Genomic DNA, 25,725 nt, shown 5'->3' on the forward strand with positions numbered 1-25,725 from the left:
TGTCGATTAATCAGACCACTATTCACAGTTCAATACCATCCAGCTGTGCGACGGTATGGATGTCTTTGTCGCCGCGACCGGAGACATTAATTACCACCATCTGGTCTTTGTCCATCGTGGCTGCAAGCTTGACCGCATAGGCGACTGCGTGAGCGGATTCCAGCGCTGGCATGATGCCCTCAACGAGCGTCAGCATACGAAATGCTTCGAGCGCCTCATCATCGGTTACCGACACATAGTTAGCCCGCCCGATATCCTTCAACCAGCTATGCTCTGGCCCTACTCCCGGGTAATCCAGCCCGGCACTGACGGAATGGGTGCTGGCGATCTGCCCGTCATCGTCTTCCATCAGGTAGGTGCGGTTGCCGTGGAGTACTCCAGGGCGACCAGCACACAAAGGCGCAGCATGCTCACCGGTTTCAATGCCATGACCGCCGGCTTCAACGCCATAAAGCTGCACAGATTCATCCGTAAGGAACGGGTAGAACATGCCAATCGCGTTGGAGCCACCACCGACACAGGCAACCAGAGCATCCGGCAATTTACCCGTTTTTTCAAGAGATTGACGGCGGGTTTCGCGCCCGATAACCGATTGAAAATCGCGTACCAACAACGGGTAAGGATGGGGCCCGGCTACCGTACCGATAATGTAGAAAGTATCGTCCACATTGGTAACCCAATCGCGCATGGCATCGTTCATTGCATCTTTAAGTGTACGACTGCCGCTCTGAACGGCATGCACCTGTGCGCCGAGAAGCTTCATGCGGTATACGTTCAGTGACTGACGTTGAACGTCGTCTGCGCCCATGAACACATGGCATTCCAGGCCCAGTCGGGCGCAAACAGTGGCTGTAGCAACGCCATGTTGCCCGGCACCGGTTTCTGCGATGATCCGCTTTTTACCAAGGAAGCTGGCGAGCAAGGCCTGGCCAATGGTGTTGTTTACCTTGTGAGCGCCTGTGTGATTCAGGTCTTCCCGCTTTAGCCAGATTTGGGCACCACCGGTTTCCCGGGTCAGTCGCTCAGCAAAGTACAAAGGGCTGGGGCGGCCAACATAATCTGCAAGATCTTTATCAAACGTGGCCTGAAACTCAGGATCGTTCTTGAGCCGCAAGTATTCCCGCTCTAGCGTCATCAGGGAATCCATCAGCGTCTCGGAAACGAATCGTCCGCCAAAGGCGCCGAAGTGTCCTCGCGCATCCGGCAATGCCGTCAGCATTTCTTCAGTCAGTATTACAGACACGGTGAACCTCTCTAATAAACTTGGTGATTTTTTCGACGTCTTTGATGCCTTTGCTCTTCTCTACACCACCACTGACATCAACAGCCCAGGGCCTCACCTTCTTTACGGCGCCAGACACGTTATCAGATGACAACCCACCGGCCAATATGAGGGGTAAAGCACGCTCAGACGGAATCAGGTCCCAATTGAATGAGTGGCCAGTGCCCCCATAGCGATCAGGGTCCCAGGCATCAACCAAAAGCCCGGAGGCGAACTTGTAATCGTCAAATGCCTGTTCGATCTGCCCGGCCCGCTGAACCCTTATAGCCTTGATCCAGCGACGATCAAACTGTTCGCAAAACCCCGCAGTTTCATCGCCATGAAACTGCAACAAATCAAGAGGAATACGCCTCAAAACTTCGTTGACGTAATCTCGCTCTGGATTCACAAACAGCCCGACAACCGACACGAATGCCGGGATGTGATGGGCAAGGGCCTCCGCCTGCTCAATGGTAACGGAACGGGGGCTCGGCTCGTAAAACACGAACCCAATTGCATCAGCTCCTTTGGCGACTGCTGCCTCAACGTCCTCAGCTCGGGTCAGCCCACAAATTTTAACTCGCGTATTCATGGCATCTGCACCGGCTTTTGCTTTGGATGAATGTGCGTTGGCTGAACCGGGGAATTATCAACCACGCTAAACCAGGGCCGGGCAAATCCCGGACCACATTCCGCAGGTGGTATTTCAAAACTGTCAGGATACCCCACATCAACCAGATACAAGCCGTGAGGCGGCGCGGTGACTCCGGCCAGGGTCCGATCCTTCGCAGCCAGTATGCCATGAATCCAGGATAAGGACTGCTTTCCGGACCCTACAGCCATTAGAGCCCCCGCAATATTCCGCACCATGTGGTGGAGAAAAGCATTAGCCTGCACATCAATTACGACGAAGTTTGCTTTGCGGGTTACTTTTATCTGTTCAAGAAACCGAATAGGGGTTCGAGATTGGCAACCGGCAGCGCGGAAAGAGGAGAAATCATGCTCCCCCACCAGCGACTGGGCTGCTTCGTGCATTCTCTCCGCGTCCAGTTCCCGAAACGTCCAGCTCACTTGCCCGCGCTGAATTCCGGGGCGTATCGGGCTGTTGTATATAACGTAGCGGTAGCGTCTGTACACGGCGGAAAAGCGCGCGTGGAAGTCCTCACTGGTGTTCCCTGCCCAGTGCACAGCAATATCGAACGGCAATGCCGTATTGATACCCATAACCCAAGAGCGGAGATTACGAACAGCGTGCGTTTCAAAATGGGCAATTTGATAGCTTGCATGTACCCCGGTATCAGTACGGCCGGCACATACGAGATTTATGGGATGGTCAGCCACGCTGGAAACGGCTTTTGTAAGCTCAGCTTCAACCGATCGAACTCCGGACTTTTGCAACTGCCAGCCATGAAATTTTCGGCCATCGTATTCAAAAGCCAAGGCAACACGCCCGCCACCAATGGCATTGTCCGTTGTGAGTTCCTGAGGGTAGAGAAACAAGTGTGAATCCGATATGTATGTTGCTGTAAAAACAAAGCGCCGGCTGATTGCCGAGAGATTCCCCGGCGGCCGGCGCTTGCTGCCTCAATAATCCGATTATAACGGATCAGGACAGATTTTTAAGCAAGTCCTGTGCTTCAGCTTTCTGCTCGTCGTTACCCTCAAGAGCAACCTCTTCAAGAATGTCACGGGCTCCGTCACTGTCGCCCATTTCAATGTAAGCCCTTGCCAGATCAAGTTTGGTCGCGGCCTCATCAGTTCCTGCGAGGAAGTCGAAATCATCATCGTCACCAAGATCATCTTCATTAATCTCGGAAAGCGGTGGTTTTACGACACCATCCTGCACCTCTTCGGAAGCAATAGGCAGCTCTTCATCAAGAAGGCTTTCGTCATCTTCCGACTCAAGAGTGTCTTCCAGCCCAAGCTCGTCATCCAGTGACAATTCATCATCAAGAGAGAGCTCATCGTCTTCAAGACTGACGTTATCGCTCTCGACAGCGTCAGAGAACTCTTCCATCAAGGCCAGGTCTTCATCGGACACATCCAGCTCAAGATCATCAAGCGTAGACTCTTCCAGCTCGCCGTCGGCAAGTTCGCCTTCTTCACCGGCGACCTTATCAAGCTCGGCATCCAACTCGTCAAGGAAGCTTTCATCCAATGAATCAAGACCCAAGCCGTCAACCTCAGCTTCCGGTTCTGCTTCATTCTTCGGGGCTGCCTCAGGCGCAACCTTGAAGTCGGATTCGAGGGCATCATCTAGCATCAGATCTGAGGAGTCACCCAGTTCGTCAAGCTCCCCAAGGGTATCCTCGAGAGACTCATCAGAATCATCCAGGTCTATCTCCAGAGAAGAAAAGTCACTCTCCTCCTGAATGCCTGCCCCCTCTTCATCGGCTTTAGGCAACTCAAGGCCCGACAAGTCGTATTCGATCAGGGCATCAGAATCCTTCTTTTCTTCGCCTTCTGCTGATTCCTCTTCATCTGCGCTGGCATCCACAGAACTTTCTGTATCTTCCAGCGAATCGAGATCAAAGTCAGCCAGATCGGCGTCAAAATCGCCGAATTCGTTTTCAACCGACTCTTCGCGCGTTGACTCAGCCTTATCAGACAACAGCTCATCAGACAGAGGTGCAGGCGCCTCGAATTCTTCGCCGAAGGAGTCGGAACGAAGCTGGGACTCCAGGTCATCAATGCTCGGCATTGACTCGGCTTCTTCGAGGCGAGCGCTAAGTTCGTTCGCCTGCGCAAGAGCCTCGTCGTCATCCAGTGCCTGAATTTCACCAAACTGCTTCTCGAAAGACTCACGATCCCGGTTGTCGGCATAGACACCAAGAAGTTTCAGACGCAGGTCTGTGCGGCTTGGTTCTTTGGAGATTGCAGCTTCCAGAACCTGAGCTGCCTGATCGTAGCGGCCGTATGCTACGTAAGTGTCAGCCTCCTCCAGAGCATCACTGGTGACTTCACTCTGAACAGACTCTTCATCATCCAGGGTCAGATCAAAGGTATCTTCCGGACCTTCAGGGTCACTGCTCAACTGCTCGTAAAACGCTTTTTCTCTGTTCGCACTGCGTCGGGCAAGAAGCAGAAGGAGAAGTAGCAACAGAATCAGGCCACCACCAAGGGCAATCTGGTACATCGTATTGCCAGTAATGGCATCGATAATATTGCCGGGAAAGCCCTTCTCAACAGCGGGCGCAGGTTTTGGCTGGGCTTTGGCCACAGGTGCGTCTGGCGCTGCAGGCTGTTCTGTCATATCTGGCTGCTCACCAGCGACAGGCACTGCATCACTGCTGGTCACATCTGCTTCCAGACCGCTTTCGGCCGTTTCCCCGGTCGGCTCGGGTTCAGCAGTTACGCCGGTAGAATCCGCTTCACCTGCAGACTCTTCCTGATCAACCGCCACCTCCATACCGGCAGGATCAGTTTCAGCTGCTGCCTGCTCTTCACCAAGCTCACCTGTAGGCTCAGCCTCAGTCATGCCTGCGACTGTTTCGCCCTGCTCAGATACAGCGTCATCTTCGCTAGCAACCGTTTCATCAACAGTTGCGTCTGCCGCAGGAGCTGTTTCAGCATCGACTGTAGCAGTGGCAGCGCCAGCGGCTGCACCTTGTTGCATTTCCGCTAGCTGAGTGTTTTTAAGTTCAAGCAAGCGCTGCAGAGTTTGCACCTGGTCTTGAAGATCATCAACGCGGCTATTGAGCTCATCGTTCTCACGGCGCGCGCTTTCAAGCTGCTCCATCACTATGGCTGAACCGCTATCTACACCACCAGACAGCTGTCCATCACCGCCGGCTGAACCACCTTCAGCCTGAGTACGACCGCCTTCATCATCGGCAACCAGCAGTTTAAGTTCGTCGCCACCGGCCTGCACTGCTCCTGCACTGCTCGCAGCGGTTTGCTGGGCAGGTGTGGCATCTACCGTGCGTTTGGGTTGCTGGAATTCCTGATTTTGCCGGGCTACCGCACGGGTTGCCTCGGCACGGCTGCGATTACGGATTTGATCTGCCGTTGGAACACGCAAAACCTGACCGCGCTTGAGCCGGTTAATGTTGTTGCCAATAAACGCGTCAGGATTCAGATCCTGCAGCGCCAGCATTACCTGCTGCATGGACAGGCTGTTATCAGGGCGAACAGCAGATGCGATAGTCCAAAGCGTATCAGCGGGGCCTGTAGGCCCGAAGGTATCTGAACCATATCCGCTGCTTCGCGACTGCTCTACCCTTGTTTGACGTCGAACTGACTCAGCACTGCGATCTGCAGTAGCAGGACGGGATTGTGCAGAAGGTGCTCGCACAGGCTCTGCAATGCCTGAATCTTCCGCAAAAACCGGAGGGTCTACAAGAACTGCGTATTCACGCATGATCCGGCCATTAGGCCAGGTCAGTTCCAGCAGGAAATTGAGGTACGGCTCTCTCAACGGCTCCCGGGAGGATACATTCACCACCAGACTGCCATCGGGGCTCGTAGTTACATTAAAACGGAGCTTGCCAACAAACTGGCTCCGTTGCAGACCCAATCTCTGATATGCCCTTTCTGGAGCGACGTTCACAAACACATCACCGGGATCAACTCCCCGGCTTTGTGGCAGAACAATTTCCGCGTCCATCGGCTCATTCAGATAGGACTGAAGTTCAATTTCACCCAGCCCCAGGGCTTGAGCGACGCCGGATCCGAGCCCTCCCGCCAACGCCAGTGCAACCGCAAGCTTGCGTACCTTCATGCTTTTTCCTTTCAAGTCTCCGTTATCCGCGACTGTTTTTAAACAGAACCGGACGAGATAGGGTGACTTCCGTCTGGATAATTCTGGATTAATATGTCGCGTTTTCAACTCTTAGTCCGGCAAGTATTGTTGATAAAACCTCTTTTATCAATCAATCAGCCGCAATCCTTGCACCAATTATTTATCAGTTGCACGGAACTCCCTACTAGCCCTGAAAATAACAGGGGCGGAGCCTGAAATCAGCCTCCGCCCCGTAACCGGCTTTCTGAAACCGGACACAGTTGGCATTTATTGCCTCTGTGTAACAATTCTTAACGTTCCTGAAGGATTCGCAACATGCGGCGCAAGGGCTCAGCGGCACCCCACAACAGTTGATCGCCTACTGTAAACGCAGAAATATACTCCGGCCCCATGGCTAATTTACGAATTCGACCAATGGGTATGCTCAGAGTGCCGGTCACCTTCGCAGGTGTCAGTTCCGTAACGCTTGCATCGCGCTCGTTGGGAATCACTTTAACCCAGTCGTTAGCCTTCGCCAGAATTGACTCAATTTCTGAAACCGACAGATCTTTCTTGAGTTTGATGGTTAGCGCCTGGCTGTGGGAGCGCATGGCTCCAATCCGCACGCAAATGCCATCAATAGGAATCGGGTTGTCTGTCCGACCAAGAATTTTATTGGTCTCCACCCCTGCCTTCCACTCTTCCTTGCTCATGCCGTTATCAAGCTGTTTGTCGATAAACGGTATCAGGCTGCCAGCCAGAGGCACCTGAAAATGCTCGATTGGAAACGCATCTGAACGCATGGCCTCAGTGATCTTGCGATCAATGTCCAGAATTGCTGAGGACGGGCTGGCGAGCTCATCACTCACACTGCGGTTAAGTTCGCCCATCTGGTTGAGCAACTCACGCATGTTCTGGGCGCCAGAGCCAGAAGCAGCCTGGTACGTCATGGGTGAAGCCCACTCAATCAGATCCTGTTCGAGCAGCCCGCCGAGGGCGAGCATCATCAGGCTTACAGTGCAGTTACCGCCAATGTAATCCTTCACACCCAGCTTCAACGCATCATCAATAACGTTGCGGTTCACGGGATCCAGAACAATGACAGAGTGATCCTTCATGCGCAGCGTAGACGCAGCATCAATCCAGTAGCCTTCCCAGCCTGCATCACGCAGTTTCTGATAGACAGCACCGGTGTAGTCGCCACCCTGACAAGTAAGAATCACATCCAGAGTTTTGAGGGTTTCGATATCGAATGCATCCTGCAAGGGCGGCACGCCTTCCTTGCCCACATCCGGCGCTGGCTGACCAGCTTGAGAGGTGGTGAAAAATACCGGATCGATATCAGCAAAATCATTTTCTTCGCGCATGCGCTGCATGAGGACAGAGCCCACCATACCGCGCCAACCTACAAGTCCAACTCGCTTCATGTGCGACCTTTGAACCTCGCTTTATGCCCGCCCTCGGCCTATATCGCTGGCGGGGACAGGATGAATGTTCCCGCAGCAACCGCATCGTGTTGCTGTCGGGGATGGTCGTAATTTACAGGGCGGCCAGTACCGCATCGCCCATTTCACGGGTTGATACCCGGGTACCGCCTTCCGACATTATGTCGGCAGTACGTAGCCCTTGGTCCAGCACCCTGTTCACAGCCGCTTCGATCGCCGCAGCTGCTGCCTCTTCATCAAGGCTGTACCGCAACATCATTGCGGCACTGATAATCGTTGCCAAAGGATTGGCAATGCCTTTACCGGCAATGTCCGGTGCAGAACCGTGGCACGGCTCGTACATGCCCTGCTTTTCAGAATTCAGCGATGCCGATGGCAACATGCCAATGGAGCCAGTCAGCATGGCTGCTTCATCTGAAAGAATATCACCAAACATGTTGCCAGTCACAATCACATCGAACTGCTTGGGCGCACGAACCAGCTGCATTGCCGCGTTATCCACGTACATATGGGACAACTCGACATCCGGGTATTCGCTTTTCAGTTCGTTCATGATTTCGCGCCACAGCACGGTCACCTCAAGCACGTTGGCTTTGTCTACCGAGCACAGCTTCTTGCCCCGCTGCTGAGCAGCTTCAAATGCCACCCGGCCAATACGACGAATCTCGGTCTCGGTGTAGGCGTAAGTGTTGTAGCCTTGGCGTTCACCGCTCTCCAGCTGACGCACACCACGCGGCTGACCGAAGTAGATACCACCGGTTAGCTCACGAACAATCATGATGTCCAGGCCTGAAACAACCTCGGGCTTGAGTGAAGATGCAGAAGCCAGCTGTGGGTAAAGAATAGCCGGCCGCAGATTGGCAAACAGCTTCAGGTTGGAACGCAAACCCAGCAGGCCTTTCTCGGGACGCTTGGCCATGGGCAGCGCATCCCACTTTGGCCCACCAACTGCACCCAACAAAATAGCATCTGCTTTGCGCGCCTTCTCCAGGGTCTCATCCGGTAACGGATTATCTTCTTCGTCCAGAGCAGCCCCACCAACAAGGCCTGTCTCAAACGTAAGTTTCAGGTCAAACTTTTCATTGATGGCACGCAGGATCTTTTCTGCTTCGGTAATAATTTCCGGGCCTATGCCGTCACCCGGCAGAAGAAGTACTGTTCTGGACATCATGTGCTTCCATATCGTGATAAGCCGGCCCCGACCAGGCCGGCACATTAAAAGTTGCCGGGTATGGAATTTGCGCCCGGACTGTTACGTTTTTCAGCTCTTCAGAAAAATACCTGAAGCCCAGTTTACTGGCTTGCGCCAAACAACCAGGGCGCCGTTTTGCGACGTTGATCTTCATAGGACTTGATCAGCTCTGCATCTTCCAGAGTCACGCCAATATCATCCAGCCCATTCAACAGGCAATGACGACGGAAATCATCAACATCAAAACTGAAAGATTCACCCGATGGCGTGATCACGGTTTTGGCTTCCAGATCCACAGTCAGTTGATAGCCTTCCAGAACCTCAGCCTCATCAAACAACTTATCTACCACTTTTTCTTCAAGAACAATGGGCAACAGACCATTCTTAAAGCAGTTGTTGTAGAAAATATCTGCGAAACTTGGAGCGATAATAACCCGAAAGCCATAATCATCAAGCGCCCAGGGGGCGTGCTCACGGCTCGATCCGCAACCGAAGTTACTGCGAGCCAACAACACACTTGCGCCCTTGTAACGGGGCTGGTTAAGCACAAAATCCGGATTTAGCGGACGCTGGGAGCTGTCCTGATCCGGTTTGCCTTCATCCAGATAGCGCAACTCATCAAACAGGTTAGGGCCAAAGCCCGTGCGCTTGATGGATTTCAGAAACTGCTTGGGAATAATCATGTCCGTATCCACATTGGAACGGTCCATGGGGGCCACAAGGCCCTGGTGTTGCGTAAATGCGCGCATGGTTCAGTTCTCTCCTGTGGCTCAGTTCAGCAGTTCGCGAACATCAACAAAATGGCCCGCTATAGCAGCGGCTGCTGCCATCGCGGGGCTCACCAAATGGGTACGCCCGCCAAAGCCTTGCCGGCCTTCAAAGTTACGGTTGGATGTGGACGCACAGTGCTCGCCCTGTCCCAATTTGTCAGCGTTCATGGCCAGACACATGGAACAGCCCGGGTCGCGCCATTCAAGGCCAGCTTCCAGGAAAATGCGATCCAGCCCTTCCTCTTCCGCCTGGGCTTTTACCAGACCGGAACCCGGCACCACCATCGCCTGCTTGAGACTATCAGCAACCTTACGCCCTTTAACGACCACAGCAGCCTCTCGCAGGTCTTCAATACGGCTGTTGGTGCAGGAACCAATAAACACCCTGTCGAGCTTGATATCGGTAATCGCCTGATTAGCCTGCAAACCCATGTATTTCAGGGCCCGCTCAACGCCTTCGCGCTTGATAGGATCTTCTTCTTTGGCTGGGTCCGGCACATTACCGGTAACATCTGCGACCATCTCTGGCGAGGTACCCCAGCTTACTTGAGGCTTGATCTCTGAACCGTCCAGCTCAACCACCTTGTCAAAGACCGCGTCCAGATCGCTGTGCAGCGTGCGCCAGTATTTTACGGCGGCGTCCCAGTTTTCTCCCGTGGGCGAAAAAGGACGACCTTTTACATAGTCGATCGTGGTGCCATCTACGGCAACCATGCCAACCCGGGCACCGGCTTCAATGGCCATATTGCACACGGTCATTCGACCTTCCATGCTCATGTTCTGCAGCACCTCACCACCAAATTCGATGGCGTGGCCGGTACCACCGGCGGTGCCGATTTTACCAATAATCGCCAGCACCACATCTTTGGCGGTAACGCCCTTACCCAGCTTGCCGTCTACCTTCACCAGCATATTCTTCATCTTCTGCTGAACCAGGCACTGGGTAGCCAGCACGTGCTCAACTTCGGATGTGCCTATGCCGTGGGCAAGACACCCAAACGCACCGTGGGTAGAGGTATGGGAATCTCCACACACAATAGTCATGCCCGGCAAAGTGGCGCCTTGTTCGGGCCCAATCACATGAACAATGCCCTGGCGCTTATCCATGATCTTGAATTCAAGAATGCCGAACTCATCGCAGTTCTTGCCAAGGGTTTCCACCTGAATTCGGGAAACCGGATCGACAATACCCTCAATGCCCTTTGCGCGGTCCGTAGTCGGAACGTTGTGGTCAGGGGTAGCCAGGTTTGCGTCGATACGCCAAGGCTTGCGATTGGCCAAGCGCAGCCCTTCAAACGCCTGGGGTGACGTTACCTCGTGCAACAACTGCCGATCTATGTAGATCAACGCGGAACCATCTTCCCGCTGCTTGACCAAATGGTCGTCCCACAATTTGTCGTATAAAGTCTTACCCGCCATGATTCTCTCTCACTGTCTGGAGGTACTGTTTCTAGTGCTATACCTGGATACTTATGTCCAATCTTGAAGTAATCATACCGCTCACCTTCGGATAACCGCAATTCATGTTTGGCATTCATCGCATTCCATTTGGCTATAATGTAATCTTTACCGAAAAACACCGGTGGAGCACCAACCGTGGATTCAAATGCACTCAAAGCCTTCCTCACCATCGTCGACCAAGGCTCATTTTCGGAGGCAGCTGAGCAACTTCACCTCACGCAGCCAGCCATCAGCAAACGCCTTGCTGCCTTGGAAAACCAACTAGGCACAACTCTGATCGACCGCACCCACAGGCAAATCCGCCTGACTGATACCGGGAGCAGGCTTCTACCCCATGCGCGAAAAATTCTCGACGAAATTCACAATGCCCGCGTTGCCTTATCACCCGACTCAGAATTGCTTGAGGGCGAACTACAAATTATTGCCAGCCACCATATAGGCTTACACCACCTGCCCAAGTGGTTGAGACGTTTCAAGCGTGAATACCCGCAGGTAACCATAAACCTGCAGTTTATGGAATCCGATGCTGCATACGAACAAATGCGTAAGCGCAACGCCGAGTTGGCCTTTGTCACTCTGAGTGACAGCATGCTGCCAAATTTCAACGTATTCGCCCAATGGCCAGATCCCATGGCGTTCGTTGCAGGCGCCGACCACCCCCTGGCAACAGTCAAAAAGCCAACCCTCGCCGACCTGGCACCACACCCAGCCTTGCTTCCAGATACATCCACCTCAACGTATCGAGCAGTGAGCCGGTTGTTTCTCGAAAAAAGCCTGCCTTTACACCCCCAAATGCCTACAAACTACCTGGAAACACTGAAAATGATGACCAGCGTCGGCTTAGGCTGGAGCGTATTACCACTGCGCATGGTTGACGAAAGTTTGAAAGTGCTGGAGGTAAAGCAGCCGGTTTCACGGGTTCTTGGAGGAATCGGACTAACCGACAGGCATCCGGGTAACGCGGCCAAAGCACTGCTTTCCATTGTTCAACAGGAGGAAGATCACCCGGAATAAGGCTCCGGCGGAGCACTCAGTCCCCGCGCCGTTATAGCTATGGCTATTGCCATGGCCACAGCACCACCCCAAAAAGCGACGGATGTACTGAACCCTTCTACCAGAACGCCTGAGAGCCAGGCTCCCAGCGCTCCACCCGCCCCGAACGTTAGCCCGCTGTATAGCGCCTGGCCCTGCCCATGATGATGCTTGCCGAAAAATCCCTGAACATACTGCACCGAAACCGCATGAAGCGCGCCGTACGAAGCCGCATGTAATAGTTGAGCAAACAGCAGCACCGGGAGAAAATCCGTTAGCTCGGCAATTAATGCCCAACGAATCATCGTAAGCACCAGAGAACCAATCACAATCTGCCGTACTGTGAAATGCCGGGTTAGCCGGTGCATCACCAAAAACAGCCCGATCTCCGAAATAACCCCAAGCGACCATAGTAGGCCGATCGCAAGATTCCCGTACCCGTGTTGCTCAAGGTGAATACTGAAAAACGTGTAATAGGCGCCATGGGAAACCTGCAGAAGAAAATTCATCAGAAAAAAGGCAACCACCGCCGGATGCGTCACAATCGCCCGCAGACTACCCTTTGGCGCGGGAGGCTTCCGCTCCCCCTGTTCTGCCGGCAAAAGAAACACCGACACCACAATTCCGATAAACACCGGCACAAGCAGCCAGGGTAACCATTGAATCGACACCCACTCCAGAATCAGACCGACTCCGGCGACAGCGCCAATAAAGCCCACCGAGCCCCAAAGCCGAACCTTGCCGTATCTATCTCGCTGCTTTCCAAGTGATCTAAGCGTAATCACCTCATACAGCGGAAGAATAGCGTTCCAGAAAAACGTAAACGCCAGCATCACCAGCAGCAGCCCGTAAAACCCGGGCTCCAGGAACACCCCCGCAAAAAACAACGAACCGGTAATCGCCCCGAGACGAACAAGCCGAACCCTCTGGCCAGCCCTATCCCCCAGATGCCCCCAAAGGCTTGGTGCTACGATCTTTGTGAGCTGAATGGTCGCCATCAAGGTGGCAATTTGAAGATAGGAAAAGCCCTGCTCCTGAAGGTACAAAGACCAATAGGGCAAAAGCCCGCCCAAGAGGGCGAAAAACCAGAAGTAGAGGTTAGAAAGGCGCCAGTAGATTTCGGTATCTCCCAGAAACACGGGTAAAACGCCGAACTACGGTGATTCAGTCAGGTGAAGCTATTCAAAAATCTGGAGCGCCAAGGACGGCGCGACGAAGCCCTACATGGATGTATTTACGGGCGTTTTTTGAATAGTTTCACCTGGCTGGATCGGCACTCAAGTTAGCAGGCTTAAAGCTGCCCAATAACCGGCGTTTCAACAGCAACAGCAACATCAGCATTCTGACCACGATGACGCAAGTAATGATCCATCAACACAATGGCCATCATCGCCTCCGCAATCGGCGTAGCGCGAATACCCACACAAGGATCGTGCCGCCCAGTAGTAATAACCTCTACCGGATTGCCATGCACATCAATACTGCGGCCCGGCAAACGCAAACTCGATGTGGGCTTCAGCGCAATGCTCGCCAAAATCGGCTGCCCGGAAGAAATGCCCCCCAGTACGCCACCAGCATGGTTCGACAAAAAGCCCTCAGGCGTCATCTCATCACGGTGCTCTGTACCCTTTTGAGCGATACACCCAAAGCCCGCGCCGATCTCCACACCCTTTACCGCATTGATACTCATCAGCGCATGGGCCAAATCCGCATCCAAACGATCAAATATCGGCTCACCCAGCCCCGGGGGCACACCCTCGGCCACAACATTAATTCGCGCGCCAATGGAATCCCCTTCCTTACGAAGGGCATCCATATAGGCTTCCATCTCCGGCACCTTATCGACATCGGGACAAAAAAACGGGTTCTGATGAACCTGATCCCAATCAAGCTTCTCCGCACGAACCGGCCCAAGCTCAGACAAGTACCCGCGAATTCGGATGCCCAACCGCTCCTGCAAAAACTTCCGGGCCACAGCACCAGCTGCAACTCGCATCGCGGTTTCACGGGCTGAAGAACGGCCACCACCACGATAATCCCGAATGCCGTATTTGTGAGCATAGGTGTAATCAGCGTGTGCCGGGCGGAACTGCTCAGAAATCTTGGAGTAGTCTTTCGAGCGCTGATCGGTATTCTCAATAATCAGCCCAATGGGTGTACCCGTGGTTTTACCCTCAAACACGCCAGACAGAATACGAACCTCATCAGCCTCACGGCGCTGGGTTGTATGTCGGGAAGTACCGGGCTTACGCCGATCCAGATCTGCCTGCATATCAGCTTCCGACAGTTCCAGCCCAGGAGGGCAACCATCGATAATACAGCCCAGTGCGGCCCCATGGCTTTCACCGAAGGTAGTAACGGTAAAGAGTTTTCCGAAAGTATTTCCTGACATAATTCAATATCTTGTAAGGGTATTTGAATAATATGGTTTAATGTTTGCTTTGCCACTGGCGAAGGTCTTGCTCAGTAATGGCAAAAACACCATCGCCGCCATTGCCGAATTCCAGCCAGGTAAACGGGAGTTCCGGATAAGCCTCATCCAGAGCCACCCAGCTATTCCCCACTTCGACGATCAGCAAACCGCCGGGCGTAAGATGCTCTGCTGCCCCGGCGATAATCCGGTGCGCAATATCCAGCCCATCATCACCGGCAGCCAGCCCCAATACGGGCTCATGGTGAAATTCATCGGGCATGTCGCCCATATCTTCTGCATCAACATAAGGCGGGTTGCTCACAATAATATCGTACCGCCCGCTTATATTTGCGAACACATCCGACTGTACAGTGCGCACTCTGCCTTCAAGTTCATGAAACTCTATATTGGATTCGGCAACTGCCAAAGCATCTGGCGATATATCAGACAAATCTACATCAGCGTCTTCGAATACTGTTGCTGCACCTATGCCAATACAACCGCTGCCAGTACAAAGATCAAGAATCCGCTCAACAGGTTTGTCTCCTAACCAGGGCTGGAACCCGTTTTCAATCAACTCCCCAATGGGAGAGCGCGGAACCAACACACGCTCATCCACATGAAATGGCATCCCCATAAACCAGGCTTCGCCCAGAAGGTAAGCCAAGGGAACCCGATCATCAATGCGGCGCCGAATACGTTCAAGCACAAGCTGGCGCTCATCCCGGGTCAGCCGCGCATCCAGAAACAGCGTGTTGTTTTCCAGCGGAAGGTAAAGGCTGCGCATTACCAGTTGCACGGCTTCATCCCACACATTGTCTGTGCCATGGCCGAAAAACACCGGCGCTGCAGCGAATTGCGATGAGGCGTAGCGAAGGTAATCGCGAACGGTGTGGAGGTCTTCAATCGGGCTGGTCACAAACGCTGTTTCCTGTCAGGTCAGATTCAGCGCGGATTATACGCTGTTTAAATGCTCGACTGCAGCCATGGTATTGCCCTGGCCTCATTGGCTCAAACTGATAGCGGCCCAGAACTGTTCCGGTTTTCCTCAAATCGGTCCAAAGCGGCAGCCATGCATTCGCGCCCAAGCTGAATCAACTCAGGCGCTTTATGAAAGTCGTATGTCCGGCAGGCATTTTTGGGAACATTCACTAATAAATCAGGCGGATAACCCGCAAGCTTGTACTGCACCAAAGCACTTTGCATGGTTTCGATCGTCAGGTTCATCACATCAAACTTGCCGATACCCAGCTTGTCCCAGTTGATCGTTTCATGCTCTTCCTGGTACTTTTTTTCGCTCTTCTTGCTGCGTTCTTTTTCAACTTGCTTGTGAATTTTTTCTTCCGGGCTTTCATCTTCGCCTGCGCTCGCCCTCCCAACACCGAGGGATCTTAGCGAGTTCCAGTCAAGCCAACGGGAGGCCTTATCTCGGAACGTATCCATCAGCGCATCCGGGCCATCATCCTCGGATTCACTTTGGTACCCGCTAAAAGCAGTATCGGGAATACGCTGGCGCCGGTCATTTTCCCCACTGAGATTCACGGCCACAACCAGATCTGCATGGGCAGAAATAGTCGGCATGATGGGTAGCGGATTAAGCAACGCACCATCAACCAATACACGGCCGTCAAGAACCAGAGGGGTAACTACACTAGGAATGGCAACGGACGCCCGGATTGCCCTGTCCAACGGCCCCTCCTGAAACCAGATTTCCTTATGTGCCAGCAAATCAGTGGCGACAGCCGTATAGTGCAGCGGCAGGTTTTCGATACGGGTGTCGCCCAGCATTTCGCGGACAATTGAAAAAATCTTTTCACCCCGAATCGCACCAACAGCATTGAAGGTCAAATCGAGCAACTTGAGCACATCAAACTGGCCCAGCCCGGTTACCCAGTCTTTATAGTCCTGCATCTTGCCGGCAGCGTACATTCCGCCTACAAGGGCACCCATAGAACAGCCGGAGATTGCCACAATGTTGTAGCCGCGCTCTGCCAGAATTTCGATAGCACCAATATGGGCATAACCGCGGGCACCACCACTACCAAGCGTGAGAGCAACCGTTTGGCGTTTGCGCTCCGGGACTTTGTTTTCTGAGTTTTCAGGAACCTTGGCTACAGGGTTATCCGGCACGTTACTACCTCATTCCATTTAGCGCGTTATAACCATTACTTCAACCCGATCACCCTGACGTGCCGGATCTGTCACCACTACGGACGGCCCAACAATAACCAACTCCTGCTGCTGCCTCGATACTCCGGTTTTAGCCAGAACTTCGGAAAGGGACTCAACCGCTCTGCGAGCGCGCTCCATGGAAGCACTGAACGATTCCCCATCTCCTAGCGCGGAGTAACCTACAAGTACCACTTTGGCGCCCTCAGCGCGTGCAAGCTCACTGACCTTGCGGCGATCCGTAGCCTGCCAGTCAAAGCGGTAGGTAACGCCACCCTGCCAGGGTACTACCACTGGCCCTTCAACCCTGCTGGTAGCCGACCCAAGCCCAGGGACAACGGCCCCAGTGGCAACCTTCAGGTGTTCAACCCATACATATTCCCTGAGGTTGCCCCGGGTAACCGTGTAAACAGAGGTCAACCAGCGGGTGCCATCGTCGGCCACCACACCTGCCACCAAGTAATCCTGAGTGCCATCACGGCCATAAAGAACCGGCTGATTGAAAATCTGGTTTGCCCACACATTACTGCGACCACAACGGATGCCCGAACACTCGAACAGGATCTGTGCACCGCGCTGGTTGAGCTGGCCAAGATAGTGTTCCAGTGCTTCCCGGCGATTTGCATCCCGGGAAATCTGGTAAAGGCGTCCTTCCCCGGAAACCGGCAATCGGGCCATGGTTTCGGAGCGAATCTCGTTGTTAACTTCGCGCACAGGGCTGAACAGCACAAGGTGACCGCTAGACTCGATACGGGTAGTCACTTCCAGTGCTGACTGGGCAAAGGGCTGCGGCGCGGTCTCAGGGGTCGCAGCAGTGGCGAAGCTGGAGCCTGCCGAAAGCAAAGCAGAAACCAACAAGCTAAATACAAGATTCTTTGGCAAGGTATCACTCATTCTCGAGAAAATGTCTGACAGCATCGGCAACCGGGCGGGTATCCCCATCAAGATGACAATGATGCCCACCAGGCACATCAATCGTTTTCAAATCTGATATTGCGTCCGCACGGCTATCAAGCCCTTTACGTTTCGCCAGCAGCCCTTCACGAGCCCTCACAAACAGCGTTGGCGCTCTAACTGCTTTGAGAGAAGCCAAAACCTGCTCCTCAGTCATCATCAATGGAGACGGGTGCCGTAAACGGGCATCTGTGCACCACCCGTATCCTTCACCCTCGGGTTTTACATTTCGGGAAACCAGAGCCAGCGCCGCTTCATGGCTCAGGGGGCTAAACCCGCCCTCACGAACTTTGGCAGCAGCAACCATATCCGGATAAACCACAGGGCGGCCAGAGCCGGCGATTCGCTTTTTAATGGCTTTGCGCAACTGTGGAATCGTTTCGCTGGCCGGATGACTCAGTGCGCCGAGGCTGTCGATCATCACCAGCTTGCGCACCCTGTCCGGAAACGCTGCTGCATAGAGGGCACCCACAATGCCGCCCAATGAATGCCCGACAATGTCGATTTGCCCAGCCTGACCTTCACCGCAAAAGTGCGTTTCGATCAACTCGGCAAGATCCGCTACGTAATCCATCAACTGGTAACTCTGCCCCGGTGGGCGGTGACCAGATCGCCCATGGCCCGCCATATCCACTGCGAACAATGCCGCCCCCTTCGCCAACTCTGGCGCTATTCGGGAGAACGTCAGGCTGTTATCCAGCCAGCCGTGAAGCATTATAACGGGCGGGGCCGCGGGCTCAGAGCCTTCATGGAACTCTGGAGAGCCCTCAGCGGGCCAGCTCAGGCCCGTGAGCGTGATGTACTGCAACGGCCACAGCATCTCGCGTACCACTGCACCGCTGCCCTGAATATCGGGCGATAGGGCAAGATCGTTCATTTGTTTAATGCCCCTCACATTGTATGTGTTGGGCGATCAGAGCTCAGAGAACCGGCAAGATAGGATTCAATCTTGGTTTTTGCGCTTTCATCATCACCGTTGAACTGTACGCCAATACCAGCCGCCCGGTTACCCTGCGCACCCTTGGGTGTAATCCAGATAACCTTGCCTGCAACCGGAAGTTTTTCTGGCTCATCCATCAGGTTCAGCAACAAAAATACTTCGTCGCCAAGCTGGTATTGCTTTTGCGTAGGTATAAACAGACCGCCCTGGCGAATGTATGGCATATAGGCGGCGTACAAAACCGCTTTATCCTTGATCGTCAGGGTAAGAATGCCGCTGCGCGCACCGAATCCGGGCCCCATATCTGACACCTTCTGAAATTGGTTATTTTAGGTTAAACAAAAACCCTTTATAACTCCCGATGATAGCAGGAGTTCTTGCGAAAAGCGTAATCAGGACGCACGACGCTTTGTGGGCATAAGCTCGCGCCAGGCAATCAGCAATCGGCTGGCCTCAAGCTCGGGGTTTACGTTGTATACACCAGCCATGCGAGCCTCCCGAATTTTGTCCAACAGATCGTGGGCGCGCCAGGCCGGGTTATTGCTGGCCAGAAACCCTAGCATTTCTCCGGCTTCATGGTCGCTCGCTTTGCCTCCAGCGCATAACCGCGCCAAATCTGCGGCCCAGCCTTCAAACAACCACAACATATCTTCCAGCCCCAGCGCCTTGAATGCCTTTGCGGCTTCCGCTACTGCCACCTGGCCTCTCATGAACTGACGGAACTTGTCGAATGCTTCATCCCGTAACGCGGGAAACTCACCGGTAGCATATTCCAGGGCCAGACGTGGTGCATTACCTGCCAGCATTAGTGATTTTGCCAGTAACTCCGCAGATGGTTTTTTGTCACCATCCATATCCGCAGCCTTGCCAGCTAGCCACTTGTCAGCCTGCTCCGTTGACGGCAGTGAAATAGACAACACCTGGCATCGGGAACGAATAGTGGGCAATACGGGCCGACCACTTTCCTGCAGGAGTATTAGCACAAAGTCCGGTACTGGCTCCTCCAAGGTTTTCAACAGGGCATTTGCAGAGTTGACGTTGAGCTGGTCGGCGCGATCAATTACCGCAATCTTGCGACCAGCAACTTGCGGTGATGAGACTGCGAACGCCGAGAGCGACCGAATCTGCTCGATTCGTATCATCCGGGACTTTTCCGGTGAAAACACCCGAACATCCGGATGGCTTGATGCTGCCAGCAGTTGGCATTGACGGCACTGGCCGCAGGCAATCGGCGTTCCGGCCTCCTTGTTCAAGGGCGCAGAACATAGCAATAAGCCAGAAATTGCATCCGCCCATGCGCGCTTGCCTACACCACACTCCCCCGTAACCAATAAAGCATGGGGAAGCCTGCCATCAGACAGAAGGCCTTGGATCATCTGCCAGAGTTTCTGCAGCCAAGGCATTTCTAGGGCAATATCAGTCACTGTGTTTTCCTGAAGGGGCATTGGAGCTTGGTATTTTCGGCTGAGCTTTGCCGGCCCTGCGAAGCTGCCGCTTCATAGTACTCAGCAATCGGCGCAAACGCCTCAGCTCATCATCGTGGTGCTGGCCGTTATCGCCTTTGGCAGAACCAGGAGCCGATACAGCACTATAGTAATGGCTGTTAACCATCCGGGCAAAAAGACGTGCCGAATCGGCTACCGCAGGCTCAGCCGCCGCCAGCCTTGAAGCCAGAGTGGCAGGAGTTTCGCCACTTCTCACCGGCACCCCCGCACGCCCGCACAGCTGATACCAGCCATCCAGCAAACGAATATAGCGGTCCTTGCTGCGCCCTCTGCGTATTTGCAAGGCCGATACCAGGCCCGCTATCAAGAGGCCAGCGCCGACAATACCGGCGGTGAGGTAGCCTAACTCTTTCATACCGAACCCACCGGGCAAACGGGACATGAAGTTCAATTGGCTTTGACCCTGATAACCCACCACCCAGCGCTGCCATTGATAATTCACTCGATCAAGCTGTTGGCTCATCCATCTTATTGCAGCCACATTCCCATACCGCTGTGCAGATGCCCAGTTGTTTTCAAGGAAGGACCCTTCGTCGGCCACTGCTTCGCGCAAGCCAGATTCGATTCTGCTTGGTGAGATAGCAGCCGTGGGATCAAGGCGAATCCAACCCTCACCTTCAACCCAGGCTTCAACCCATGCGTGGGCATCGTATTGGCGCACAACCAGGTACTCATTACCTGCCCCGCTTTCGCCTCCTTGATACCCGACCACAACCCTTGCCGGAATTCCGGCCGAGCGCAGCACAAATGTGGTGGCTCCCGCGTAATGGGCGCAGAACCCGCGCATCTCATCAAAAAGCAGACTGTCTATGCCGTCGGTCGGCATTCTTGGAGGGCGCAGCGTATAGAAATAGGGCTGCTCCCGGAATCGGTCAAGCAGCGTGCGGATAACGCCAATATCATCAGTCGACTGCCTTAACTGCTCGGCGAGTTCACGGGCTCTCGGGTTGCCCGAGGCCGGTAACTGTAAATATCGACGCACCTCACCGGGCTCTAAAGCTTCGCTAACCTGCCCCCCTGAATCGCCCAACGCCAATCTGTAGCGAACTGCGCTATCTGCAGGCCGGCGGAAGCGAAACAGATCGCCTGACTCCTTTACCACGTTGTCTGAAACCGCTACGGAATTTTCGAGCGCAAACGCCCAGCGCTGGTCCGTTGGCTCCATCAAGACATCGTATTGCCCGGGCTCAAGTTCACCTATGCCGCCGTCCACATCAACCCGGCCAGGTCGCCGGAAAGGCTCGTAACCACTCTGGCGCCAGGTTCCATTATCGAGAGTATCCAGTATCAGCCCCCGCCAGTACCTGTCCCGGTGAGCTGGAATGGGGCCGCCAAAGGTCACCCTGAAAGCTCGTGCACTGCTTTGCGCAAGATTGGATATATCCCCTGGCCGCATGGTGTCACTGATTCCACTGCGGGCCTGACCAGAAACCAAAGGCACACTCCAAAGCGGCTCCATGCGCGGGAAGAAGACAAACAACAGCACAACAACCGGCAGCACTTTAAGGAGCATGCTTGCCAGCCTGCGCCAGCCGGCTTTTATGCCTCCGGGCAAGTCCGGTGCATTGAGCACCTGCAAGCCAATCAGTAATAAGGCGATGGCGCCGATGTTAACCAGCGCCCAATGGATTTCCTGATGAAACAGAAAGTTCACAGTGGCCAGATACACCAGAATATAAAACAGCACATAGAAATCACGGGCAGTGCGGGTTTCCAGCCACTTCAAACCAACTGTGAGTACAAAGAACGAAGCCGCGGTATCCACGGTAAAGCTCCCCTGCACACGTACCAGGTAAACTGCAATCAGCGCCAACATAATCCCGGTTCGCAACCAGCGCCCCGGCAAACGCACTCGGCCTTGCTGAGCCAGCCAACGCCAGCTTGCCAAGGCGACACACACAAGGATCAGCCACACGGGCAGCCGCTCAATTTGCGGCGACAGCAAGAGCGCAAAGCTTGCCATCAACCAGAGCAGCGCCCGGGATGGCAGGCTGTCGCTTTGCTTTTCAGGTTCCGGCGTTGACCGGCTCCAAAAACTCATATCTTCGCCCCTGCCGTCGCTTTCTTACCTGAATCCGTATTGCTGCGCGTGCCGTGGGGCGCGCCTTGCATATCCCTTGGCTTTTCCTGGCCCCAAACCGCCAGCGCCCGAAGGCAACGCGTTGCATGGGCTTGGCCAGAGTCTGGCTCTATTACCTGGCCGGGCAGATTCAAACCAAAACGCGCCCCACTCTTGCCACGCTCAATCACAAGCCAGGACAAGTAACTGAGCCGTAATTCGTGGTCAGTGCCGGAAAACGCATTAAAATCCAACCAATGAGGGCTGCCTCTATCGGCCTCCCAATCCTCCACCACCATCTGCCCACTGCGAGCAAAACGCTTCCACATCACGCGCTGGCTCATATCCCCATCACGCCAGGGCCTTAATTCAGCATGATCATTGCCCTCGGGAGAACGTGCACTTGCCGATTGATCACCATCGTCCACCGCACTGACCACGTCGGGCGCGGCTATTGGCCGAGGAAACACCACGCCTGCTGAAACCGGCCTCATCCAGGACCAGGCCTTGAGTAAACCAAAGGGGAAACGGGTTTCAATTCGGATGCTGTCCGGTCGCAAATAGCCCCGAAAAGCAGAAACCACCGGTAATGCCACATCAGCTGATTGCCCCGATGGCACATGACCCAAGCGAACCTGAGTGTCGTCATCTGAAAGCATGATGGCTATGGCGTCGTCTTTGCCAGCGGCAGCTCGCAGGCGAAAAAGAATGTCATCACCCGCAAATCCCTCCCCCGCCTGGACCAATGTGAGCTCCAGGCCAGAAAGGTTTCGATGGGTTTGGTGCATGGCACCCACAAACACGGCACCAAGGAGAAAAGTGACCAGATAAATAAGACTGTTCTGATAGTTAATGGCAGTAAGCAGCATGATCAGCAACAGCACGCCGAACACCACACCCGCGGCCGTAGGCAAGATGAAGAGATTTCTTTGGGTAAGTAGCTGGACATCGGAGCGCGGAATTCGACGGTTGATCCAGCGCTGCCAGCGGCTGCGGATTAGTCTGCTCATTATGTCCCTGAGGCCGGAAAAATTGATATAAGTTCAACACATCGAACATTCACTGCCATGTTAACCCGCATCGCAGCGCTTTTATAACTCTACGACCAATCAAGGATTCTGATCACAAACTGACACCCGCACCCTTGAAATGAAGCGGGACAACCCGAATACTGCTTAATAGAGAGATGCGTACTGATTGCTGTAACCTCAGACACGCCTCGTACCTGAGTTTATCGCAGCAAGAGGCCAGATTATGAAACACCTAAACCTGCCAGGCGGGCACTATCCCCGCGTGGCCAGTCTTATTAGAAGTACCAATATAAGCACCACCCCTATCGCAGCGGCCATTGCCGCGACACTTGCAGCAGCTGCGATGCCGGCGTTTGGGGGTGTTCAGTCCATGACTTCCGATGAAATGGTCGACACCTACGTTAAAGATTCTGCGGTTATTGTCGTACCCAGAGAAGGCCGTAAATCGGAAGCCGACCGCCAGCGCATTATCCGCTCTCTCACCATTTCCCCAGGTGAGCCAGTTGTTACCGAAGCGGAAGAGGAAGCCTACCGCGAAGGCCTGCAACGGCTTACCGAAGAAGGCCAATCGGATGCTTTGGTTAGCGCTGAAGAAGAATTCCTGCGCCGAGCGCTACTGCTCCCTCAGGAAGAGCTGGCAAGAGCCCAGCCCCAGGCAGACTTTACGCCGAACATTCCACCGCTGATCTTCGGCCAACAGATGCAGATTCCGGATGAGCCATTCACCCAATCGTTTCTTAACGATCAGCTGGGTATTGGTTTTGACGGGCAGAACCTGAACTTCTCCATCGGCAATCCGCCGGGTATTGATCAGATTCATCTTCCACAAGGGATTAATGAAGGGCCCATTTTGTTAACACCCAGACCGGGTGGTGGGTTTGACCTTTCTATCAGGGTGCCTGATCAGTAGGTAGTTCTGCCAAGCTCAATAAGGACTTAAAAAAACGGCCGCTTGTATTCTCAAGCGGCCGCTTTTTATTGACTGTAATCTTACACAGATCTTTTATTCAATTCCCGGAAACAAAAAAACGCCCCGACGAACGGGGCGTTTTAACACTACTGGTGTTCAGGTCAGATTAGTGACCGTATACCGCCAGCTTGGTGTTGGTTACTGCTACGTTGTCGAGTGCAACGGAACCGATAGAAGCTCCGCCGATTTCGATGCTTGCAACAGACACATCCATGAAGATGTTGTTAACATCGATGCGGAGTACGTCTACTGCTGTTGAGGCGCCTAGGCCGGTACCTTTGTAAACGTCCAAGTTAGCATTAGCAAATGTTGTGAAAACCGCCTGCTGCTGAGGAGTCATTGCTGCTACGTCATAGCCATTAGCTGTATACATAGCCATGGCATTAGCATCAGCGCCCGCACCTGTGATCTTCAGACCACGAACACCTACACCCAAGAAATCAACATCGAAGTTCATGTTCTGAACATCGAATGCTGCTACCAGGTTCAGGTGATCAGTAGCTGTATCAACCTTGATATCCAGCTGAGCCAGCATACCGAAGCCGCTCAGATTCGAGATCAGAGTTGTGCTATCAGTACCAGTATTACCTGCCAACAACTGCATCGAACCGACTTTCAGACCCCAATCGATCGGGTTGCCATCAAGTGTGCCAACGTGAATAACCGCATCGCCATCGTCAGCAATGTCGATGTCAACTTTGAGCTGATCCAACAGATCGCCGAAGCCAGCGCCAGCACCGATTGCAGTAACACCAGCACCACCAAGAACGATGTCGTTCACGGCGAAGGAACCTTCATCCGTATACTTGAACTGGCCAATAGACACTTTGGTTTCCAATTCAATGGTGACACCGGCCTGACCGGTTACGTCGCCCATTGCGGTATCGTTCATGGCTTGCAGTTCTGCGTTAGCTGCGAAAGGGGCAGCAGCCATAGCAGTGATCAGAGCAATTTTCTTCAGGCCTTTCATATTGTTCTCCTTATAAACTCGTTTTGTTTTTCTTACTGAGTTTTTAGTTTTGGATGTGGAATTCGCTACTCCACAATTCCATTTAAGATTGTTTTACAGTCTTAGTCCGTGACCCCATTCACAGTTCGCTAACACAACGCTTACATCCTGTAACGAACCGGCGACTGGCTCTCATTTCAGTTGGTAGCATCGGATTCGGGTTTACCGTCATGGAAAATCTGAAAAGGCTTCTCAGTAGTAACCGGCTCAGAATAGGTCACATGGCCATTCGTTACCTGGTATGGAACAACCTTGTTGCCAGAAATACCCAAGCGATGCTCAAACTCAATAACCAACGCCTCATCGTCGCTACCCTCACGGATTTTCCCTGTGTAGAGAATCACCGACCCATGAATTTTTCCGCGACGGGCCAGCGACTTCAGTGCTGCACGATACATAAGAATACGAATCTGAGCCGGCGCCTCCTTTGCCTGCTCATCTATGTTAATTCGCTTGACGGTGACGCCATCCTCAAGAAGCATCCAGGCCGACGGCATGTTGGGCTCTGAGTCGGCCAAAGTCTCCGTATACTCATCGGTCGCCTGCTCAGTCAAATGAAGTATTTGCTGCTGACCAAGAACTGCGTATTTTGACAGCTCCAGTTTTATGGCCATTTCCTGCTCTGGGGTTAGTTCAGCAGGGGGCGCTTCCTCAGCGCTTGCGGCCGGAACAGCAAAAAACACAGTAAGTAGAAGAGCGGTTTGCAGCGACTTTCCAAGATAAGACGTCATTATTGATCCTGTTTTATTGGCGGTAGCTTCTACGCTAAGACTTGCAACTCGGCTAGAATGCGA

At 53.6% G+C, this 25,725-nt stretch carries 22 protein-coding genes; 2 read left to right on the forward strand and 20 right to left on the reverse strand.

Going from position 1 to position 25,725, the window contains the following annotated elements:
- Positions 1-22: 22 nt before the first annotated feature.
- The 8 genes from trpB to leuC form a co-directional block, all read right to left on the reverse strand.
- Positions 23-1,219, reverse strand: a complete 1,197-nt coding sequence (gene trpB / locus FE848_RS00415) for a tryptophan synthase subunit beta (protein ID WP_200201278.1) — start codon at positions 1,217-1,219, stop codon at positions 23-25.
- A 4-nt stretch (positions 1,220-1,223) separates the two neighbouring features.
- A complete protein-coding gene (locus tag FE848_RS00420; protein WP_200200774.1) occupies positions 1,224-1,853 on the reverse strand; it encodes a phosphoribosylanthranilate isomerase in 630 nt (209 codons plus the stop codon).
- Positions 1,850-2,761 (reverse strand): tRNA pseudouridine(38-40) synthase TruA, encoded by a 912-nt coding sequence (gene truA, locus FE848_RS00425; RefSeq protein ID WP_200200775.1) that lies wholly within the window; start codon positions 2,759-2,761, stop codon positions 1,850-1,852. The genes FE848_RS00420 and truA overlap by 4 nt, the downstream gene beginning before the upstream one ends.
- Before the next feature lie 106 nt (positions 2,762-2,867).
- Positions 2,868-5,981 carry a FimV/HubP family polar landmark protein gene (locus FE848_RS00430; protein ID WP_200200776.1) on the reverse strand — a complete coding sequence of 1,038 codons (3,114 nt, stop codon included), beginning with the start codon at positions 5,979-5,981 and terminating at the stop codon, positions 2,868-2,870.
- 311 nt (positions 5,982-6,292) lie between these two features.
- Positions 6,293-7,408 carry an aspartate-semialdehyde dehydrogenase gene (asd, locus tag FE848_RS00435; RefSeq protein WP_200200777.1) on the reverse strand — a complete coding sequence of 372 codons (1,116 nt, stop codon included), beginning with the start codon at positions 7,406-7,408 and terminating at the stop codon, positions 6,293-6,295.
- 112 nt (positions 7,409-7,520) lie between these two features.
- Positions 7,521-8,594 (reverse strand): 3-isopropylmalate dehydrogenase, encoded by a 1,074-nt coding sequence (leuB, locus tag FE848_RS00440; RefSeq protein WP_200200778.1) that lies wholly within the window; start codon positions 8,592-8,594, stop codon positions 7,521-7,523.
- A 125-nt stretch (positions 8,595-8,719) separates the two neighbouring features.
- Positions 8,720-9,367, reverse strand: a complete 648-nt coding sequence (gene leuD, locus FE848_RS00445) for a 3-isopropylmalate dehydratase small subunit (protein ID WP_200200779.1) — start codon at positions 9,365-9,367, stop codon at positions 8,720-8,722.
- Between the two features lie 21 nt (positions 9,368-9,388).
- On the reverse strand, positions 9,389-10,807 hold the full coding sequence (gene leuC / locus FE848_RS00450) for a 3-isopropylmalate dehydratase large subunit (RefSeq protein ID WP_200200780.1): 1,419 nt from the start codon (positions 10,805-10,807) through the stop codon (positions 9,389-9,391).
- Between the two features lie 177 nt (positions 10,808-10,984).
- On the opposite strand from leuC, the gene FE848_RS00455 reads away from it, so the two are divergent.
- Positions 10,985-11,863, forward strand: a complete 879-nt coding sequence (locus FE848_RS00455) for a LysR family transcriptional regulator (RefSeq protein WP_200200781.1) — start codon at positions 10,985-10,987, stop codon at positions 11,861-11,863.
- On the opposite strand, the gene FE848_RS00460 is transcribed toward FE848_RS00455, so the two are convergent.
- The 10 genes from FE848_RS00460 to FE848_RS00505 form a co-directional block, all read right to left on the reverse strand.
- Positions 11,851-13,020 (reverse strand): MFS transporter, encoded by a 1,170-nt coding sequence (locus FE848_RS00460; protein ID WP_320159489.1) that lies wholly within the window; start codon positions 13,018-13,020, stop codon positions 11,851-11,853. The two genes, FE848_RS00455 and FE848_RS00460, sit on opposite strands and share 13 nt — an antisense overlap.
- A gap of 152 nt (positions 13,021-13,172) precedes the next feature.
- The gene (gene aroC, locus FE848_RS00465; protein ID WP_200200782.1) at positions 13,173-14,273 is read right to left on the reverse strand and encodes a chorismate synthase; all 1,101 of its coding nucleotides are present in this window, start codon (positions 14,271-14,273) and stop codon (positions 13,173-13,175) included.
- A gap of 37 nt (positions 14,274-14,310) precedes the next feature.
- On the reverse strand, positions 14,311-15,213 hold the full coding sequence (prmB, locus tag FE848_RS00470; RefSeq protein ID WP_200200783.1) for a 50S ribosomal protein L3 N(5)-glutamine methyltransferase: 903 nt from the start codon (positions 15,211-15,213) through the stop codon (positions 14,311-14,313).
- Between the two features lie 92 nt (positions 15,214-15,305).
- Entirely contained in the window at positions 15,306-16,424 is a 1,119-nt protein-coding gene (locus tag FE848_RS00475) for a patatin-like phospholipase family protein (protein ID WP_200200784.1), read from the reverse strand.
- A gap of 18 nt (positions 16,425-16,442) precedes the next feature.
- Positions 16,443-17,345 carry a DUF4892 domain-containing protein gene (locus FE848_RS00480; RefSeq protein WP_227714609.1) on the reverse strand — a complete coding sequence of 301 codons (903 nt, stop codon included), beginning with the start codon at positions 17,343-17,345 and terminating at the stop codon, positions 16,443-16,445.
- A gap of 4 nt (positions 17,346-17,349) precedes the next feature.
- Positions 17,350-18,294 (reverse strand): alpha/beta fold hydrolase, encoded by a 945-nt coding sequence (locus FE848_RS00485; protein ID WP_200200786.1) that lies wholly within the window; start codon positions 18,292-18,294, stop codon positions 17,350-17,352.
- A gap of 14 nt (positions 18,295-18,308) precedes the next feature.
- Positions 18,309-18,659: a PilZ domain-containing protein gene (locus tag FE848_RS00490; protein WP_200200787.1), complete on the reverse strand. Its 351-nt coding sequence runs from the start codon at positions 18,657-18,659 to the stop codon at positions 18,309-18,311.
- Positions 18,660-18,749: 90 nt separating this feature from the next.
- Positions 18,750-19,781, reverse strand: a complete 1,032-nt coding sequence (locus tag FE848_RS00495; RefSeq protein WP_200200788.1) for a DNA polymerase III subunit delta' — start codon at positions 19,779-19,781, stop codon at positions 18,750-18,752.
- Positions 19,774-21,903, reverse strand: a complete 2,130-nt coding sequence (locus FE848_RS00500) for a transglutaminaseTgpA domain-containing protein (RefSeq protein WP_200200789.1) — start codon at positions 21,901-21,903, stop codon at positions 19,774-19,776. The genes FE848_RS00495 and FE848_RS00500 overlap by 8 nt, the downstream gene beginning before the upstream one ends.
- Positions 21,900-22,931 carry a DUF58 domain-containing protein gene (locus tag FE848_RS00505; RefSeq protein WP_200200790.1) on the reverse strand — a complete coding sequence of 344 codons (1,032 nt, stop codon included), beginning with the start codon at positions 22,929-22,931 and terminating at the stop codon, positions 21,900-21,902. Before FE848_RS00505 ends, FE848_RS00500 begins: the two co-directional genes overlap by 4 nt.
- Before the next feature lie 364 nt (positions 22,932-23,295).
- On the opposite strand from FE848_RS00505, the gene FE848_RS00510 reads away from it, so the two are divergent.
- The gene (locus tag FE848_RS00510) at positions 23,296-23,862 is read left to right on the forward strand and encodes a hypothetical protein (protein WP_200201280.1); all 567 of its coding nucleotides are present in this window, start codon (positions 23,296-23,298) and stop codon (positions 23,860-23,862) included.
- A 166-nt stretch (positions 23,863-24,028) separates the two neighbouring features.
- Here FE848_RS00510 and FE848_RS00515 read toward each other — a convergent pair whose 3' ends face one another.
- Positions 24,029-24,892 carry a DUF6160 family protein gene (locus FE848_RS00515; RefSeq protein WP_200200791.1) on the reverse strand — a complete coding sequence of 288 codons (864 nt, stop codon included), beginning with the start codon at positions 24,890-24,892 and terminating at the stop codon, positions 24,029-24,031.
- Between the two features lie 176 nt (positions 24,893-25,068).
- Positions 25,069-25,662, reverse strand: coding sequence for a hypothetical protein (locus tag FE848_RS00520; RefSeq protein WP_200200792.1), 594 nt, complete (start codon positions 25,660-25,662; stop codon positions 25,069-25,071).
- Positions 25,663-25,725: the final 63 nt, after the last annotated feature.

The organism is Marinobacter sp. 1-3A (genome assembly GCF_016597775.1).
Classification (GTDB): domain Bacteria; phylum Pseudomonadota; class Gammaproteobacteria; order Pseudomonadales; family Oleiphilaceae; genus Marinobacter; species Marinobacter xiaoshiensis.